This window comes from Hymenobacter artigasi (genome assembly GCF_012275535.1).
Lineage (GTDB): Bacteria > Bacteroidota > Bacteroidia > Cytophagales > Hymenobacteraceae > Hymenobacter > Hymenobacter artigasi.
On the sequence record NZ_JAAVTK010000003.1, the window covers coordinates 417,070 to 435,108 of the forward strand.

The 18,039-nt window shown below is 63.9% G+C and carries 13 protein-coding genes; 4 read left to right on the forward strand and 9 right to left on the reverse strand.

The genetic code is table 11. The annotated features are described in order from the left end of the window. Positions 1–99: 99 nt before the first annotated feature. From HBN54_RS07905 to HBN54_RS07915, 3 genes are all read right to left on the reverse strand, one after another. Complete coding sequence (locus HBN54_RS07905) at positions 100–1,131, reverse strand: M28 family peptidase (protein ID WP_168672637.1); 1,032 nt, start codon at positions 1,129–1,131, stop codon at positions 100–102. A gap of 107 nt (positions 1,132–1,238) precedes the next feature. Further along, complete coding sequence (gene cysS / locus HBN54_RS07910) at positions 1,239–2,759, reverse strand: cysteine--tRNA ligase (protein ID WP_168672638.1); 1,521 nt, start codon at positions 2,757–2,759, stop codon at positions 1,239–1,241. Between the two features lie 274 nt (positions 2,760–3,033). Then, positions 3,034–4,212: an endonuclease/exonuclease/phosphatase family protein gene (locus tag HBN54_RS07915; RefSeq protein ID WP_168672639.1), complete on the reverse strand. Its 1,179-nt coding sequence runs from the start codon at positions 4,210–4,212 to the stop codon at positions 3,034–3,036. A 260-nt stretch (positions 4,213–4,472) separates the two neighbouring features. Here HBN54_RS07915 and HBN54_RS07920 point away from each other — a divergent pair, with 260 nt between their 5' ends. Further along, positions 4,473–7,991 (forward strand): DUF7948 domain-containing protein, encoded by a 3,519-nt coding sequence (locus HBN54_RS07920; protein ID WP_168672640.1) that lies wholly within the window; start codon positions 4,473–4,475, stop codon positions 7,989–7,991. A gap of 86 nt (positions 7,992–8,077) precedes the next feature. Here the strand turns inward: HBN54_RS07920 and HBN54_RS07925 are convergent, their stop codons facing one another. Continuing rightward, positions 8,078–8,902, reverse strand: a complete 825-nt coding sequence (locus HBN54_RS07925; protein WP_168672641.1) for a cyanophycinase — start codon at positions 8,900–8,902, stop codon at positions 8,078–8,080. Between the two features lie 332 nt (positions 8,903–9,234). Between HBN54_RS07925 and mgtE the strand changes: the two genes are divergently transcribed. Then, positions 9,235–10,611, forward strand: a complete 1,377-nt coding sequence (mgtE, locus tag HBN54_RS07930) for a magnesium transporter (protein ID WP_168672642.1) — start codon at positions 9,235–9,237, stop codon at positions 10,609–10,611. 84 nt (positions 10,612–10,695) lie between these two features. Here the strand turns inward: mgtE and arfB are convergent, their stop codons facing one another. From arfB to HBN54_RS07950, 4 genes are all read right to left on the reverse strand, one after another. Further along, positions 10,696–11,097: an alternative ribosome rescue aminoacyl-tRNA hydrolase ArfB gene (gene arfB, locus HBN54_RS07935; RefSeq protein ID WP_168672643.1), complete on the reverse strand. Its 402-nt coding sequence runs from the start codon at positions 11,095–11,097 to the stop codon at positions 10,696–10,698. An 81-nt stretch (positions 11,098–11,178) separates the two neighbouring features. After that, the gene (locus tag HBN54_RS07940) at positions 11,179–12,129 is read right to left on the reverse strand and encodes a 3-oxoacyl-ACP synthase III family protein (RefSeq protein ID WP_168672644.1); all 951 of its coding nucleotides are present in this window, start codon (positions 12,127–12,129) and stop codon (positions 11,179–11,181) included. Positions 12,130–12,316: 187 nt separating this feature from the next. Next, positions 12,317–13,048, reverse strand: coding sequence for a head GIN domain-containing protein (locus HBN54_RS07945; RefSeq protein ID WP_168672645.1), 732 nt, complete (start codon positions 13,046–13,048; stop codon positions 12,317–12,319). Between the two features lie 112 nt (positions 13,049–13,160). Then, positions 13,161–14,621 (reverse strand): carbohydrate porin, encoded by a 1,461-nt coding sequence (locus HBN54_RS07950; RefSeq protein ID WP_317170191.1) that lies wholly within the window; start codon positions 14,619–14,621, stop codon positions 13,161–13,163. Positions 14,622–14,799: 178 nt separating this feature from the next. Here HBN54_RS07950 and HBN54_RS07955 point away from each other — a divergent pair, with 178 nt between their 5' ends. Together HBN54_RS07955 and HBN54_RS07960 are read left to right on the forward strand one after the other, a co-directional pair. After that, positions 14,800–15,582 (forward strand): alpha/beta fold hydrolase, encoded by a 783-nt coding sequence (locus HBN54_RS07955; RefSeq protein ID WP_168672646.1) that lies wholly within the window; start codon positions 14,800–14,802, stop codon positions 15,580–15,582. A 142-nt stretch (positions 15,583–15,724) separates the two neighbouring features. Then, the gene (locus tag HBN54_RS07960) at positions 15,725–16,435 is read left to right on the forward strand and encodes an SAM-dependent methyltransferase (RefSeq protein WP_168672647.1); all 711 of its coding nucleotides are present in this window, start codon (positions 15,725–15,727) and stop codon (positions 16,433–16,435) included. A 126-nt stretch (positions 16,436–16,561) separates the two neighbouring features. Here HBN54_RS07960 and HBN54_RS07965 read toward each other — a convergent pair whose 3' ends face one another. Further along, positions 16,562–17,923 carry an ammonium transporter gene (locus tag HBN54_RS07965; protein ID WP_168672648.1) on the reverse strand — a complete coding sequence of 454 codons (1,362 nt, stop codon included), beginning with the start codon at positions 17,921–17,923 and terminating at the stop codon, positions 16,562–16,564. Positions 17,924–18,039 lie beyond the last annotated feature (116 nt).

Here is an 18,039-nt window from a genome sequence, read left to right on the forward strand (position 1 = left end):
AAAGGCGGGCCACATGGCCCGCCCTTTTTTGTTCTAAAGTCCCGCCGGCCGTTTTTATTAAGTTGTCATTCCTCCTGCGTCGGAATGACAATTTTCGCTTTACTCCATGTACAGCGTCTGCAACATGGTCTGGCCCACGGCTTTCATCGTGTTGCGGTCGATGATGGCCATGTTGTCGGTGGTGGCGTGGTGGTAGGCGGGGAAGTATTTGGCACCTACGGGTGGGTGGTCGTAAATGTCGATGGTAGGGATGCCTGCCTGATTCGTGTACACATGGTCATCGGTAATCGGGTCGGTGTCCTGAAAGCGAAAGAAGTTGGAGTAGCCAAGTTGGGCGGCGGTGTTCCAGATTTTGTCGAGTGGGCCACGGGCGTTGGTGCGCGAGGTGCCTTCGCGGGTAAAGTTTCCGCCCTTCGCCCCCACCATGTCGAGCAGCACGCCGTACTCGGCCTTGTAGCCGGCGGGCAGCAGGTTTTTAGCCCAATATTGTGAGCCCAGGCACCACGAATCGGTGCCGCTGCCGGCCAGCTGGTCCTTGAGGTCGGCCTGGGTGGTGTCGTCGTGGCCCCAGTCCTCGGCATCGAAGAAAATGAAGTCGACGCCCACATTGGGGGCTAAGCTGTCGGGCTGCAGGCTGAGCTGGCGGGCCATTTCCAGGGCCACGGCCACGGCGCTGGCCCCGTCGGAGGCGCCATCCATGGACTTGTTTTTCTTTTTGGGGTCGGGGTCATCATCGGCGAAGGGGCGGGTGTCCCAGTGGCCGAAGATGGCCACGCGCCGCGCCGCCTGCGGCTGGTACTGCGCAATGATGTTGCGGGCGTGGATGTTGGTGCCATCAAACGTCATCGCCTCGAAGGGCTGCTCCATCACCTTCAGGCCGTAACTTTTTAGCTTGGCCACCAGCCAGTTGCCGGTGGCAATGTGGGCCTTGGAGTTGGGCACGCGCGGGCCAAAACTCACCTGCTTCGCCGTGAAGGCGTAGGCCGAGTCGGCGTTGAAAACCGGGGCTTTGGGCAGCTTGGCCGGAGCCGTGGTGTCGGCGGTTTCGGTGGCCTTTTTATCGGGGCAGCCGGTGAGGACGAGCAGGCCGGCCAGGGCGGCGAGGGGAAGGCGAAAGGTGCGGAATGTCATGCTGTAGGGGCGGGGCTTGCCCCCGCCCGTCGTTGAACAATGATTGTGAACGAGCCTCGGCCGTCGTTCCATTAGCCGGGCGGGGACAAGCCCCGCCCCTACACCTTTTACTCTTCGCTATACGCCCACTCCACGCCGGCTTTGGTGTCTTTTATCACGATGCCCTGGTTTTTGAGGGCGGCCCGGATAACATCCACTTTATCGTAGGCTTTGTCGGCTTTGGCTTCGGAGTAGAAGCCGAGGGTGAGTTCCAGCAGCTGCTCCACGTTGGCGCGGGGCTCGTCGCTCAGGCCCAGCACGTCCTGCACCATGGTGCGGTAGGTGGCGGCGGCCTGGGCGAAGGCCTCGGGGCCTACTTCGGCCAGCGCGGCGGGGTTGGCGGCCAGCGTGTTGAAGCGCTTGAGGAGGTCGAACAGCGCGGCCATGGCGCGGGGCGTGTTCAGGTCGTCGTCGAGGAATTCGGCGGGCTTGGCGGCCAATGTGGTGAGCTGGTGAGCTGGTGAATTAGCGAGTTTATCATTCGCTTCATCACTCACCAATTCACTACTCACTATTTCACCACTAAGCTTATCCAGCAGGCGCAGGCCGTTCATCAGCTTGCGGTAGCCTTTGCGGGCGGCTTGCAGGGCGTCGTCGCTCACGTCAACCGGGCTGCGGTAGTGGGCCTGCAGCAGGAAAAAGCGCACCACCATGGGCGAGTAGCCGAAGGCCAGCGGACCGGTCGGGCCCTTGAACATATCGCCCAGCAGCACGAAGTTGCCCAGGCTCTTGCTCATCTTGGTGCCGTTCACGGTTATCATGTTGTTGTGCATCCAGATGCGGGCCTCGTCGGTGTGCGAGTGGCTGCCCTGGCTCTGCGCAATCTCGCACTCGTGGTGCGGAAACATCAGGTCCAGGCCGCCGCCGTGGATGTCACTCAACTCACCTAAGTACTTGCGGCTCATGGCCGAGCATTCCAAGTGCCAGCCGGGGAAGCCTTCGCCCCAGGGTGAGGGCCAGCGCATGATGTGCTCGGGCGAGGCCTTCTTCCAGAGGGCAAAATCCAGGGGGCTGCGCTTCTCGCTCTGGCCTTCCAGGTTGGCGCGGGTGCCGGCCAGCTGGTCCTCAATGCTGCGGTTCGAGAGCTTGCCGTAGCGCTTGCCTTCGGCGTTGTACTTCGGCACATCGAAATACACCGAGCCGTTGACTTCGTAAGCCAGGCCGTTGCCGATAATTTCTTCGATTACCTGAATCTGCTCGATGATGTGGCCGCTGGCCTGGGGCTCAATGTCGGGCGGCAGGCAGCCCAGGCCCAGCATGTGCTGGCGGTAGCGGTTGGTGAAGTGCTGGGCCACCTGCATGGGCTCGATGCGGGCGGCGCGGGCGGCCTTTTCCATCTTGTCCTCGCCGGTGTCGGCGTCGCTTTCGAGGTGGCCTACGTCGGTGATGTTGCGCACGTAGCGCACCTGGTACTGCAGGTGGCGCAGGTAGCGCGTGAGCACGTCGAACACCACCGGGCCGCGGGCGTTGCCCAAATGGGCCTCGCTGTATACGGTAGGGCCGCACAGGTACACGCCCACCTGGGGCGCGTGCACGGGCTGGAATTCTTCTTTCTTGCGGGTAAGCGTGTTATAAAGACTAAGCGACATGGTGCAAAGGTAGCGGGAGGAAAACTCCCCTCCTTACCAAGGAGGGGATGTTCGAGCCGCAGGCTCGGACGGGGGTGGTTGTGGGCGTTGAACGAAGCCCAAACGAAACAGAGTACGGCTCAACGCTATTTAGCGGCTGGGTGTTCGAAGCTGGTTTGAGGTATTATGCGCAGGGAGTTCAACCGGCTTGTGCGGTATCGTTCAACGACACCAACCACCCCCGTTTCAGCTTTGCTGAAACATCCCCTCCTTGGTAAGGAGGGGAGTTATTGTGCTACTCCGTTAACCGATAAAGCCCTTCGACCGGGAAATGGTCGCTCCACTTTATCTCGCGGTGCACCTTACAGCCCAGCACCTGCCACTGCGGGCTGGCAAACTGCTGGTCGATGCGCAGGCCGGGCAGCTTGCCATTGTACGTGGCCCCAATGCCGAGGCCCACGGTGGCCCAGGCGTTCTGCATGTGGTCGGCCAGCTGGTCGTAGACGTAGGAGTAGGGCAGGTCGTTGAAATCGCCGGCCAGCAGCACGGGATAGGGCGAGCGCAGCACGCGGGCCAGCACGGTATCGACCTGCACGCCCCGGGCCACGGCTCCGTTGCGGAAGCGGCGCAGGAGGTTGGGGGCTTTCTGGCGCAGGCCGGCGCGGCTTTCGGTGGCCGTGGCAATGTCGCTTTCGGCCATGGCCATGCTTTGCAGGTGCACGTTGAAAACGCGAATGGTATCGGGACGGGTGTGGCCGGGGCCGGCGGGGCGGGCCAAATCGGCCCACATGGCGTGGTTCTGCGAGAGCTTGCCGAAGGGAATAACGCCCTGCCGCACAAGGGGAAAGCGCGAAAAAATGGCCAGCCCGAACTCGGCCCCAGCACTGTTGGTGAGGGTGGTGGACACGAAGGCGTGCCGCCCACTGCCCTTGCCCAGCTGGTCTTCCGACTGGAAAATACCGCCGCTTTCCTTCGAGCGGCGCGGCTCGTTGTAGAACTCCTGGAGGCAGAGCACATCGGCCGGGCTCGTGGCCAGCCACCGGATAAAGCCTTTGGAGGAGGCATAGTCCGGGTCGCGCAGCTGGGCATACACGTTGAAGATGCGGACGTTGGCCGACAGCAGCGTAACGCTGTTCGAATGAGGCACGAAGAAAGCGGAATGAAGAATTTCTCCGTTGGATAATTTCACACTCGTCTGACTTAATTCTTCCTTAAGCGAAGCGTGCAAAGCCAGGCCGCGCTGCACATGCGGCCACGTAAGACCCAGGGCCACAATGGGCAGTAGCGCCACCCGCCAGTTGCGCCGCAGCCAGTACAAGGCCAGCAGGGCCGTGAGCAGCAGCGCCACCGGCGTGGTAAGCGCCCCAAACACCACCGGCCAGAACGCGCGGGCCGGCACCTGCTCGCAGGCAATGGCCAGCAGCAGCCAGCCCAGGGTAAGCAACGTGAATTTGAAAGCGAAAGAGCGGCGCACGGCACAAGCAACGGAGTCCGCAAAGGTAACGGCCCGCCGGGCGTAGGTGCGAAGCGGCGCTTTGCACTACATACCCACACCACATAGGCCCCGCTTAGAGTAGGTGCGAAGCGGCGCTTCGCACTATATGCCCGCACCACACAAGACGCGCACGAATTTTGTGCGATTGCCGTTCCGCCCATGGCCCGCGCCCGGCGCGGGCCGGGCGCTACTTTTTTCCAATCTTTGCCTTTCCACTCCTTTCTGCCTCTGGCGTTTCTATGCCGATACCTCTCCGCTCGTTGGGCCGCTTTGTGCTGGCTTTAGTAGGTTGTGCTGCCCTCCCGCGCCCGGCGCAGGCGGCGCGGGGCGCGGCCACCGCCCCCGCCACCCCCAGCCTCGAATTTGTGCAGAACAAAGGCCAATGGGATGGCCGCGTGCGCTACGAGGCCGCCCTGCCGGCTGGAACGCTGTTCGTGCTGCCCACCGCCCTCACCTACGCTTTCCTGGACCCGGCCGCCCTGCGCCACCACGACGGCACCCCCCGCCCCGCCGCCGGCACGGCCAAAGCCGATGACATCGCGGCCCACGCCTACACCGTGCATTTTGAGCAGGCCAGCACCCGCGCCCGCCTCACGGCCGAAACCCCTACGGCCGGTGAGCGCAACTACTTTATCGGCAGCGATGAGCGGCGCTGGGCCAGCCACGTGGGCGCGTTCCGGCGGCTGCGCTACACCAGCCTATGGCCCGGCATCGACCTGACGCTGTATGAAAACGCCGGCCAGCACCTGGAGTACGACGTGCTGCTGGCCCCCCGCGCCAACCCCGCCCGCGTGGCCCTGCGCTACGACGGGGCCAGCGCCCTGGCCCTGGACGCGGCCGGCAACCTCGTCATTAAAACCACGGTGGGCACCACTACCGAGCTGGCCCCGCGGGCCTGGCAGCTCGATGCCGCCGGACAGCGCCAGCCGGTGGCCTGCCGCTACGTGCTCACGGGCCGCACCCTCACCTTCGCCCTCGGCAGCTACGACCGCGCCCGCGCCCTGACAATTGACCCCACGGTGCAGTTCTCGACCCTGAGCGGCTCTACGGCCGACAACTGGGGCTTCACGGCGACTTATGATAATGCGGGCAATATGTATTCGGGGGGCATTGTGGCCAGCAATTTGGGCGGCACCTATCCGGCCACGCCCGGTGCGTTCCACACCGCATTCAGCAGCATCGAGGATATCGGCATCATCAAGTACAATACCAGCGTGAGCGGCGCGGCGGCGCGGGTGTGGGCCACCTACCTGGGCGGCAACAGCGCCGAATTCCCCCACAGCCTGGTGGTGAACGCACAAAATGAGCTGGTGCTGCTGGGCAGCACCTCCTCCACCGACTACCCCACCACGACCGGCGTGGTGCAGCGCAGCTTCGGGGGCGGCACTTACCTCGACCCTTTCGGCGACGGATTTCCGTACAACATGCCCAACGGCTCCGACCTCATCGTGACCCGTTTCAGCGCCGATGGCAGCCGCTTGCTGGCCAGCACCTACCTCGGGGGCTCAGGCAACGATGGCGTCACCACCTCCTCGCTGGCCGCCAACTACGGCGACTCTTTCCGGGGCGATGTGCTGCTGGATGGGGCCGGCAACGTCTACATCGCCAGCAATACCTTTTCGCGCAATTTCCCGCTGATGAACAACAGCTTCAATAACGTGCTGGCGGGCGGCGGGCAGTCCGATGCGCTCATCTGCAAGCTCACGCCGGGGCTGAACATCATGCTCTGGGCCGGCTACCTGGGCGGCACCGGGGCCGATGCCGCGTATTCGGTCCAGCTCGATGCGCAGGGCCGCACTTACGTGTGCGGCGGCACTACGTCGCCCAACTTCCCCACCACCGCCGGGGCCTACCGCCCCACCGCGCCGGGCTCCATTGATGGGTTCGTGGCCCGCATCAGCACCGATGGCCGCACCGTGGAACGCGCCACCTACGTGGGCACGCCCGGCTACGACCAGGCTTTTCTCTTGCAGCTCGATGCCGATGGCGACGCTTATCTACTGGGCCAGACGCTGGGGCAGTATCCCACTACGCTGGGCCTCTACGCCACGGCGGGCGGCACGCAGTTCATTCAAAAGCTGAATCCCGACCTTACCAGCAGCCTTTACAGCACGGCGTTTGGCAGTGGCGGCAGCGCCAACGGCCCCAACCTGGTGCCCACCGCTTTTCTGGTCGATGACTGCGAGCGGGTGTACGTGTGCGGCTGGGGCGGGCAGGTGAACAGCCGGGGCAGCGGCTACCTGGGCGGCAGCACCAATGGCCTGCCCACAACCAACGGAGCCCTGCAAACCACCACCGACGGCTCCGACTTCTACCTGGCCGAGTTCGCAGCCGGCATGACCGGGCTGGAGTACGCCACCTTCTTTGGCCAGAACGGGGTGCCCGAGCACGTTGATGGCGGCACATCGCGCTTCGATAAGCGCGGCGTGGTGTACCAGGCCGTGTGCGCCAGCTGCGGCAGCAGCCAGGGCTTCCCGCTGCCACCCGGCGCGGGCACTTACACCGTGCGCAACGGCAGCACAAACTGCAACAACGGCGCTTTCAAAATGAACTTTGAAGTAGTGCAGGCCGATGCCGGCCCGCGCCGCTACCTGTGCCTCGACAATGGCCCCGTGGCACTGGCCGGCAGCCCGGCCGGTGGCGTGTGGGCCGGGCCGGGCGTGCAGGCGGCTTCCGGCGGCGGCTACCGCTTTGTGCCCACCGCCGTGGGGCCGGGGCAGTACGTCATCAGCTATACCGTGGCTACTACCGGCATTTGCCGCAGCACCCGCAGCGTGCGCTACGTGGTGGCCCCGCCGGTGGTGCCCACGTTTGCGCCCGTGCCCCCGCAGTGCGTGGTAGGCGCGGCGGTGGCCCTGGCGGCCACGCCGGCCGGCGGCACCTTCAGCGGGCCGGGCGTGAGCAATGGCCGCTTCGACCCGGCCGCCGCCGGCACGGGCACCCACACGCTCACCTACAGCATTGCCGATTCAATGGGCTGCGGCACCCTCAGCCAACCGGTGGTGGTGAGCCGCCTGCCCGTCATCACGCCCGGCCGCGACACCAGCCTGTGCGCCGACCTGCGCCAGCCTTTCCAGCTGCGCGGCTACGCGCCGGCCGGCGGCGTGTGGAGCGGCACGGGCGTCACGGCCGGCGGCTACTTCACCCCGCCGAATACCGGCAACCGGGGCGGGGTATTTCCGCTCATCTACACCGTCACGCAGGGCTCCTGCCAGGCCACGGCCACTCGCACGGTGGTGCTGGCCCCCGTGTCGGCCCAGGATGTGGGCCTGAACCTGCCGGTGTGCACTGCCGCGCCGCGCTACGCCGGCCTCGCGCCGTTCGACTGTCCGCTCTCGCCGGTGCTGCTGGCTCCGCACGCCACCTACCGCTGGGATTTTGGCGATGGCAGCCCGGTTAGTACCGATACCGAGCCCACCCACCGCTACACCCAGCCCGGCACGTATCGCGTTACGCTCACGGCGCGCTACGGCAACTGCGAGGTGCTGACCGGCTTCTCACCCGTAGAAGTGGGCGACGTGTTCATGCCCAACATCATCACGCCCAACGGCGACGCCGCCAATCAGAACTTTGAGCCCCGCTTCAGCTGCCGGCCGGCTTCGCTGGAAGTGTACACCCGCTGGGGCCAGCGCGTGTACCAGACCGATGACTACCACAACAACTGGGACGCTGCCGGCCTGCCCGATGGCATCTACTACTACAAGCTGCGCGATGCCGACGACCGCCGCGCCAAAGGCTGGGTAGAAGTGCGCCGCTAGGACGTAGTGCGAAGCGGTGCTTCGCGTTCCCGCACGCAGCCCCCCCCCAATTTCGGCGGCACGGAGCTGCGAAGCACCGCTTCGCACTACGCCCCGGCGGGCCGCACCTCGCGCCCCGCAATGTCCACTGCCTGCCCCGCCACCAGCACGTGCAGCTGCAAGCCGTGCCCGCTGATAACCGCGCCATCGGGCAGGCCGGGCAGGTTGTTGTGGGTGGCCTGGGCCGCGTCGATAACCACCACGGCTTCCTCGCCGAATACCTGAGCGGGCTGGCCGGGCCGAATGAGCAGGCCGGTTTCCTCGCTCAGGCCGATGCCCAGCAGGGCCGGCTGGGCCAGCACGGCATGCATGAGGCGCGCATAGCGCCCGCGCTCGGCAAAGTGCTGGTCGAGCAGCACGCCGGGCAGCAGGTTCAGGCCGGGTTTCACCTCGATGCGGCCGCCCAGCAGGCTGCGCCAGCCGTGGCCGTTCACCAGCATGTACTCGGCCACGGCGGAGGCCCCGGCGCTGGTGCCGGCCAGGATGAAGCCGGCTTCGGTCTGGTATTTCTGCTTGAGAATGGCTAGAAATTCGGTACCGAGCAGGAAATCGGTGAGGCGTTCCTGGTCGCCGCCGCTCATGAAAACGAGCGCGGCCCGGCGCAGGCGCGTGAGCGTGGCGGGGTCGTCGGCGGGGTGGTCTTCATCTACTTGCAGGTGCCGGACGTGGGGGCAGCCCAGCTGGTGCCAGGAGTGGGCGTAGGCGGCGGCGGTGCGGGCGGGCTGGCGGCGGCTGGCCGTGGTGAGCACCTCAATGGGCAGGTTACGGTCGGGCAGCAGGCCGGCCAGCAGGGTCAGCAGGGGGTCGTCGTCGCCGCCACCGAGCACGGCGAGCGTGCCCAGGGGCGCGGCAACGGGAGAAGCATCAGGCATAAATACGGGTTTGGGGCGGCAAGATGGGGCTGCGGCGGGGATTTGGGGTCGCCGCGGCTGCCGCCGCTGTTACGGAAAAACCTGCGGAAAGTCCGTCATGCCGAGCGCAGCCGAGGCATCTCGCGTGCAGCAGTAAACCAATCGATTGAATTACTACCCCATGCGAGATACCTCGGCTGCGCTCGGCATGACGGTCGGCGTTGTTCAATACCCCCCAAACAACCACCGCCCTACCTTACCCATTTCCCGCCGGCTTGGCCCTACTTTTGTGGAGCTTATTCCCTTCATCAACCCCGCTTGCCTAGCGAAGCACCTCCCCTCCCCTCTTTTTCATGCAGCCGCATACCCTGGAAACCATCACGTCCCTGATTCAGGAGGGCGAATTTTTCAAGCTGAAACAGGTGCTTCGCGACTTTCAGCCGGCGGAGCTGGTGGCCCTTATCGAGGAGGAAGAGGAACGGGAGCAGCTCATCATCTTCCGGCTGCTGCCGCTGAAGTTGGCCACCGAGGTGTTCGAATACCTCGACCTAGAGGAGCAGCGCCACTTCCTCGACAACCTGGCCCAGGATAAGATGGCCGACATTCTCAACGAGATGTCGCCGGATGACCGCACCACCCTGCTCGAGTTTCTGCCCGCCAACTTCGTGGCCGAGCTCGTGCAGAGCCTGAGCGAGGAAGAGCGCAAGGTGACGCTGCAGCTGCTGGGCTACCCCGAATACTCGGTGGGCCGCCTGATGACGCCCGACTACATTGCCATTCGCGAGAACTGGACGGTGCAACAGGTACTCGACTTCATCCGGCAGCACGGCGGGCAGTCCGAAACGCTGAGCATGCTCTATGTGACCGACGCGCAAGGCATCCTGATTGATGACATCCGCATCCGGGAGTTTCTGCTGGCCGCGCCCACGGCCCGGGTGCGCGACCTCATGGACCGCCGCTTCGTGCAGCTCACCGTGACGCAGGACCAGGAAGAGGCCATCGACGTGTTCCGGCGCAACGACCGCAACGCCCTGCCCGTGGTAAGCGACCAGGGCATCCTGCTCGGCATCGTGACCATTGACGATATCCTCAGCATTCGGGAGCAAGAAGACACCGAGGACATGCAGAAGCTCGGCGGCTCCGAAGCCCTCGATGAGCCCTACCTCACCATGCCGCTCCTCACGCTGGTGCAGAAGCGGGCCGGCTGGCTGGTGGTGCTTTTTCTGGGCGAGCTGCTCACGGCTTCGGCCATGCAGTTTTTTGAGGGCGAGCTGCAGAAGGCCATCGTGCTGGTGCAGTTTGTGCCGCTCATCATCAGCTCGGGCGGCAATTCGGGCTCGCAGGCCACGTCGCTCATCATCCGGGCCATGGCGCTGGGCGAATTCACGCTGGGCGAATGGTGGCGGGTGCTGCGGCGCGAGCTCATCACCGGCTCGGCGCTGGGCCTGATTCTGGGCCTGGTGGGCTTTGGACGCATTGCCATCTGGCAGAGCATCACGCCCATTTATGGCGAGCATTGGGCGCTGGTGGCCCTCACGGTAGGCATCGCGCTGGTAGGCATTGTGCTGTGGGGCTCGCTGGCGGGCTCCATGCTGCCGCTGCTGCTCAAGAAGCTGGGCCTGGACCCGGCCACGTCCTCCGCGCCCTTCGTGGCCACGCTGGTCGACGTGACGGGGTTGATTATCTACTTCTCGGTTGCGCTGCTGCTGCTGCGAGGGACGCTGCTGTAGGTAAATGAGCAATTGAGTAAATGAGTAAGGGCGTGAACGGCTCCACTACCGTTCACGCCCTTACTCATTTACTCAATTGCTCATTTACAACTTCCGCCGGTTGGCCTTCTTCTCCCCTTGAATCTTCTTGCCTTCCAGGCGCTTGCGCACGGCTCCTTTGCTGGGCTTGGTGGCTTTGCGGGGCTTGGGCCGGCGCAGGCTTTTCAATAATAATTCATGGAAGCGCGCCAGCACGATTTCCTTGTTGCGGAGTTGGCTGCGGTCGTCCTGCGCGGTGAGCAGTAGCAGGCCATCGGTGGTGAGCTGGCCGGCCAGCTTCTCCATTATCAGCTGCTTCTGGAGGTCGGTGAGTACCTGCGAATCCATCAGGTGCCAGCGTAGTTCCACTCGGGATTCTACCTTGTTCACGTTCTGCCCGCCCGGTCCGCTGGCCCGGCTGGTCTGGAAGGTGATTTCGGGCAGAAAGGCGGTAGTAGGAGGCAACATAACGAAGGGTTGAGTTTTGAGGGTTGAATGTTGAGTTGAATATGTCAGGTTATTCGAAACTCAACATTCAACCCTCAAAACTCAACCCTTATTCAAGAGCATCGCGCCATACGAGTATCCGCCGCCGAACACGGTGATAATCACCTTATCGCCGCCCTTCAGCGTGTCCCACACTTCGGCCAGGCCGATGGCGGCCCCGGCGCAGCCGGTGTTGCCCAGGCGCTCGATGTTGTTCACGGTACGCTCCAACTCGATGCCGAGCTGCTTGGCCACGTTTTTCGAGATGCGCAGGTTGGCCTGGTGCGGGATGAGGTAGGTAAGGTCGGGGGTGGCGATGTGGTGCTTGTCGAGCAGCGTCTGGGTTACGCGGGCCATGTAGGTGCAGGCCTGCTGAAACACGTCGCGGCCGAAGGGCATCACGATGCCTTTCTCTACCGGTTTCAGGGTCACGGCCTCGTCGGCTTTGCCCACGGGAGCCGCACCGCCGGTGATGACCTCGGCAATGTGCAGGTCCTCGGGGCTGATGCGCTCCTTGCTGATGAGCAGGGCCGCCGCGCCATCGCCCCAGAGGTGGCCGGCCATGGTGTCGGCCTCGTTGTTGTAGGCGGTGTTGTGCTCGGTTACCACCACCACGGCGCGGGTGGCTTTGCCCATGGCAAAGTAGCCCTCCACAATTTCAACGGCGTTGAGCAGCGACGAGCAGGCCGAGGAAATGCTCACCGTCGGGATTTCGTTGATGCCCAAATCGCGCTGCACGGCGTGCGCGGCCGTGAAAATAGTATCGTGCGGCGTATAGGTGCCGGCCACGATAAGGTCGACACTAGCCTGGGCAAAGCTGGGAGCGGCAGCCAGTGCGGCGCGGGTGGCGGCAATGGCCATGGTGTTGGCATTCTCGCCGGGGGCCGCTTTGCGGCGCTCCTGGATGCCGGTGCGCTCAATTATCCACTCGCTGGCCAAGCCGTTGATTCGAGTGAAATGCGCGTTGGTGACGACGGCCTCCGGGAGGTAGGCCGCCACATGATGAAGATACACGGGGTGGTATTGGGTGAAACACAAAGCCGGTTGGCGGCCCGGTAAAGGTACGGCCTGCATCCCCCGGCGGTCGGCGCAGGGTGGTTATATGCCCGAATTTTACACCCGCAGGCCAGTTTGGAAGTTAAGAGTTAAGAGTTGATGCAGATTCACCAACCCTTAACTCCTAACTTTTAACTCTTAACTCTTATTCCTTCGTCACCCGGCCGCTGCCGTGCGTGTTGCTGCTGAGCTGGGCCCCGCCGGCCACGTACAGGCTGCCCGAACCCGAAATAGCCCCCTCGGCCGTGCGGCTGGCATACACATGGGCATCGCCCGAGCCGCTGATGCGGGCGCGGCTGGTTTCGGTTTTCAGGTCGTGGGCCCGCACTTTGCCCGAGCCGCTGATGCGGATTTCGTTGCTGGGGCAGGTGCCGCCCACCCGCACATCGCCCGAGCCCGACACGGCCGTTTCGAGGCGCCCGGCCCGCAGCTGCGGCACCAGCAAATCGCCGGAGCCGCTCACGGCCAGTGTCATGGCATCGGCCTCCAGCGGGCCGTTTAGCTCCAGCTTGCCCGAGCCGCCCACGCGCAGCGCCGTGAGGCTGGGCACGGTCACGTACACCGTCACGGCGCCGTGGTTTTTGTAGTTGAACATGCCCTTGCCCGCGTTTTGGCGGTAGCCCAAGCGCAGTTGGCTGCCTTTCACTTCGGTCTCAAAATCGGCCAGGTCTTCCTTGCTGGCTTCCACCACCACACTCTGGGGGCTGCCCTGCTTCACCACCACATGGGCCGAGCCGCCGAGGCTGATTTCGGTGAAAGCGCCCACTGTGCGGGTTTCGCGGTCGGCCAGGGGCCGGGGCGCGGTGAAGGACGAGAGCGTGCCCACGGCCAGGGCCAGCAGGCTGGCGCACATCGAGGTAATCCGAAAATTCTTCATGAGAAAAAAGGAGAAAGGGTGAGTTGGTGAACCCGGTTACCAGCATGATGCTGCGAACGTTACAGCGGTTGCCCGAAGTTATTTCTTTCTACCTTTTTTCTATTCCGTTTTCCTAAAACTCTACGTGCAGGCGAATGGCCACTACGTGCACCGGCCCACTACGGTCGCGGTTATACCCAGGGTTTACAACAAATTGATAATCAGGGCTAATTGATGCGTGATAGGTGGGCAGCGCGAAGCTGTAGTACACCTCGCCAATCTGCTCCAGGCCGTAGTTGAGGGCGCCATTGTTGGGCACGTAGCCCGTGCCGGGGCCGTCGCCCACCATGAAGCCGTAGCCGCCGGCCGCCAGGTAGGCGCGGTGCTCGGGGCTGATGCCGTTTACGACAATGGCCGCGCCAACGCGGTCGTTGGGCCGTTGCCAGCGGTCGCCGGTGCTCACAATGCCGAGGCTGGCACTCTGGTCGATTTCGGTGAAGGCCCAGGTTTCGTTCTTGCCATCGTTGTAGCTCACGCGGGCAAACAGGCCCACGTTTTTGGCAATTTCCTGCTCCGCATTCAGGCCGAAGCCGATTTTGGTGTGGCCGTCGCGGCGCACCAGCGTCACGTCGGGCTGCTCGCCGGTGAGCTGGGCCAGCCGGACGGCCGTGTTGTAAGTCGCCATGGCCGCCACGTTGCGGAAGCCCAGCGCCCGAATGGTGCCCTGCCGGCCCCGGAGGTGGTACACTTTGGTCAGCTCCACGGTTTCGGCGTGGGCCGTGCCGTAGTCGAAATCGAGCGTGGGGCCATTGGCCTCGGTGGGCATGAGCGTGGTGGCAAAACGGGCCGCAAAGCCGGGCGTCACGTACTCAAAAACCCCGCCCACAGTGTAGCCCCGCGTGTTGGCGGCATAGTCCCAGCCGCCGGCGCTCATCAGGCTCCAGTTCAGGAACTGGGTGCGCGGGTCGTGCGAGTAGCTGTTCTGGTCGAAGAAATCAGCCGTGCTGAACTTGCCCACGTTGATGGCAAAGTAGCGCCGGGGCGTGGGGCCGGCTACTTGGTTGAGGTCGTCGTCGTCCTTATCGGTTTCCGAGCCCAACGCAAACACTTGGCGCAGGTACAGCCGGGCCAGGTATAAGTTGGGGGATGGGTTGCCGATGCGGAACGTTTCGCCGTTGGTGAAGCCCGCGATGCCGCGCGCACCGCTCAGGCCAGTACCGCCCGCCACTTCGGGGTTGAAGTACACCGCCGCGCCCTTCCACAGCCGCCGGCCAATAAACAGCGTGCTCGTGAACGACAGCTTCGCCGATTCGCGGTCGGCCAGGCTAAATTCGCCCGCATACGGCGTAGTCAGGTCGTTATGCCATTGGTCGACAAGCGTTTGCTGGAAGTGCAGGCTCCACTTGCGCGGGGCCCCGGGGTCATTCGGATTAGGAAGGTGCGCGGGCTCCTGGGCCGAAGCGGCATTGGGCGGCGTGGCGGGAGTAGTAGAGCCGGGGGGCGTGACCTGGGCCAGCGCGGGCAGGGCCAGCAGCAGCGCTCCGGCAACAAGGATAGAGGTGTGTTTCAGAAAAAAAACCTGAGCAAGCCGAATAAAATGGGGTGCAAGATACCGCCCCTTTTATGTTGAACAAGTGAAGTTTATCCGTTTCCTGAAGTTGCGGCGGGCAGCTTGAGTAGCAGGCACGGGCCAAACCGGCTGGCCAACCTGGGCAACCCGGGCTTTTTGCCTTGCAGCCCGCTTTCCCTGCCCCACGCCCTACTTTTGCCCCATGCCGCTACTTCATTACCTCGACCAGGGCCAGGGCCGCCCGCTGGTTATCCTCCACGGCCTGTTTGGCACCCTCGACAACTGGCAGACCCTGGCGCGCCGCTGGGCCACCGAAACTGACCTGCGCGTTATCAGCGTGGATTTGCGCAACCACGGCCGCTCGTTTCACTCGCCCGAGCATACCTACGCCCTCATGGCGCAGGACCTGCTGGCGCTGTTCGACCACCTGCAGCTCGGCCCCGACACCACCCTCATGGGCCACAGCATGGGCGGCAAGGTGGCCATGCGCTTTGCCCTCGACCACCCCGAACGGCTGGCCAAGCTCATCGTGGTCGACATCGCCCCGCGCTTCTCCGACATGGAGCACCAGGACGACATCGTGGCCGGCCTGCAGTCCGTCGATTTCACCACCTGCACCAACCGCCAGGAGGCCGATGCCGCACTCGCCAAGTACGTACCCAACTTCGGCACCCGGCAGTTTCTGCTAAAAAACCTCTACCGCAAGGAGGACAACACCTTCGGCTGGCGCATCAACCTGGAGGTGCTGGCCGCGCAGCTCGCCGCCATCGGGGAAGAAACCATGGGCGTCGCGCCATTTATGAAGCCCGCGCTGTTCATCCGGGGCGGCAAATCGGACTACATCACCGCCGAGGATAAGCTGACGAATATTCCCGCGCTGTTCCCCAACTCGCAGGTGGCGACCGTAGTCGATGCCGGCCACTGGCTGCACGCCGAGAAGCCGGAGGAGGTATTCGAGATGGTGAAGACGTTCGCGATGAGCTAATTGTAGCTTGGACTCTGCGAGTCCGAGCAGCGAGCGCAGCGAGCATCTCGCGTCTGGTTATTGATTGCCAGTTAACAATGAGTCCTAATGCGAGATGCTCGCTGCGCTCGCGCTCGGACTCGCAGAGTCCAAGCTACTATTTATGTCCGGAACCCTCTTCCTCATTCCCACGCCGCTGGCCGATGACACGGCCCCGCAGGTGTTGCCGCCGCAGGTGGTGGACGCCGTGGCGGCCCTCCCCTACTTCCTGGTCGAGAATGCCCGCACGGCCCGCCGCTTCGTGAAAAGCGTGGCCCCGCACCGCATTATCGAGGATATCCGCTTCGTGGTCATCGACAAAGACAGCACCGATGCGGAGGTGCGCGCCGCCCTCGCGCCGCTGGTGAAGGAGGGAATTGATGCCGGCATTCTGAGTGAGGCGGGCTGCCCGGGCATTGCTGACCCGGGCGCGGCGCTGGCGCGGGAAGCCCACCGACAGGGTCTGCGGGTGCGGCCGCTGGTGGGGCCATCGTCGCTGCTGCTGGCGCTCATGGCTTCGGGGTTGAATGGGCAGCAGTTTGCTTTCCACGGGTATTTGCCCATTGAGAAAGCGCCGCGCGTGGCGGCCATCAAGGCCTTGGAAAAGGAAGCGCAGCAGCGGCAGCAGTCGCAGCTGTTTATTGAAACGCCTTACCGGAACGGGTCGCTGTTCAGCGATTTGCTGGCGCATTTGCAGCCCGGCACCCGCCTGTGCGTGGCGGCTGATGTGACGGGCGCAGGGGAGTTTATCAAGACGCTGACTGTTGCGGACTGGCGGCGGTTGCCGGCACCGGAGCTGCACAAGATTCCGACGGTGTTTTTGTTCGGGACGTAGCGAACCACCTGTCATCCTGAGCACCGCGAAGGACCTTGTCACGCCAGAACGACTTGCTCCTGCGTGATAAGGTCCTTCGCGGTGCTCAGGATGACAAGCGCGGCGAATCCGATGTAGCTACTACGGCTATGCCCGCATCATTATCATTGGCTCGACGGGCAGGGCTTCGTGGGGGGCGGGCAATACGGTTTCGCCGTGCTGGCTCAGGTCGAGGCCGTCGGCTTCGTGGGTGGCATTTACCCGGATGGGGATGAGGACGTTGGTTACCTTATAGAGCAGGTAGGAGCCGCCGAAGGTGAACACCGAGATGAAGGCCAGCGCGCCGAGGTGGTGCAGCAGCAGCGTCCAGGAGCCGGTGGTGGCGAGGCCGCCTTCCTTGGCGAAAATGGCGGTGAGAATCATGCCCACGATGCCGCCCACGCCATGGCAGGGAAAGACGTCGAGGGTATCGTCGAGCGTGGTGCGGTTCTTCAAATCGACCGCGCCGGCGCTGATGGCGGCCGACACCACGCCGATGAACAGCGCCGGGCCGTAGCTCACGTAGCCCGCCGCCGGCGTGATGGCCACCAGGCCCACCACCGCCCCAATGGCCGCGCCCGCCGCCGAGGGCCGCTGCCCGCGTACGGCCTCAATCATCATCCAGGTGAGCATGGCGGCGGCCGAGGCCAGGTGCGTGGTAAAAAAGGCCTGCACCGCCGTGGCATTGGCCGCCAGCGCCGAACCGGCATTAAACCCAAACCAGCCAAACCACAGCAAGCCCGTGCCAATGAGGATGAACGGCACATTGGGCGGCACGTGGGTGTGGCCTTCGCGGTGCGAGTGGCGGCGGCCCAGGGCCAGCGCGCCCGCCAGCGCCGCGAAACCCGCCGAGATATGCACCACCGTGCCGCCAGCAAAATCGAGCACGCCCCACTTCATCAGGAAACCGTCGGGGTGCCAGGTCCAGTGGGCCAGCGGGCAGTAGATGAGCAAGCTGAACAGGCACATGAACAGCAGGTAGCCCCAGAACCGAATACGCTCGGCAAACGCCCCGCTGATGAGCGCGGGCGTGATGATGGCAAACTTGAGCTGGAAGGCCGCGAACAGCACCAGCGGCAGGTTGGGGGCCAGGCGCGGGTGCGGGGCCGTGCCCACGTTGTTGAACATGAAGAACGTGAGCGGATTGCCGATAACGCCACCGATGCTATCGCCAAACGCCAGCGAAAAACCCACCACGTACCACAGCAAGGAAATGACGCCCAGCGCGATGAAGCTCTGAAGCATGGTGGAAATAACGTTGCGCTTGCTCACCATGCCGCCGTAGAAGAAGGCCAGGCCCGGCGTCATCAGCAGCACGAGGCCGGAGGCGGAGAGCATCCAGGCCAGGTCGGCGGGTTCGAAGGCGTTGGGCTGGGCATCGGGGTGGTTTTGCGGCAGGAAGGCCGCGATGCCAGCTACCAATAGCAGTAGGCCCAGGCAGGCAGTAGCGATAAGTTGCTTACGAGTCATATCAGGGTGTGATTTCTAATGCCACTTAGCGAAGTTAAGCGACAATTCAAATCAAACTCCTATTTTTCGAAGGCACCAGTTTGTGGAAACGTTATTTATTTCAAAAAATACCCTCA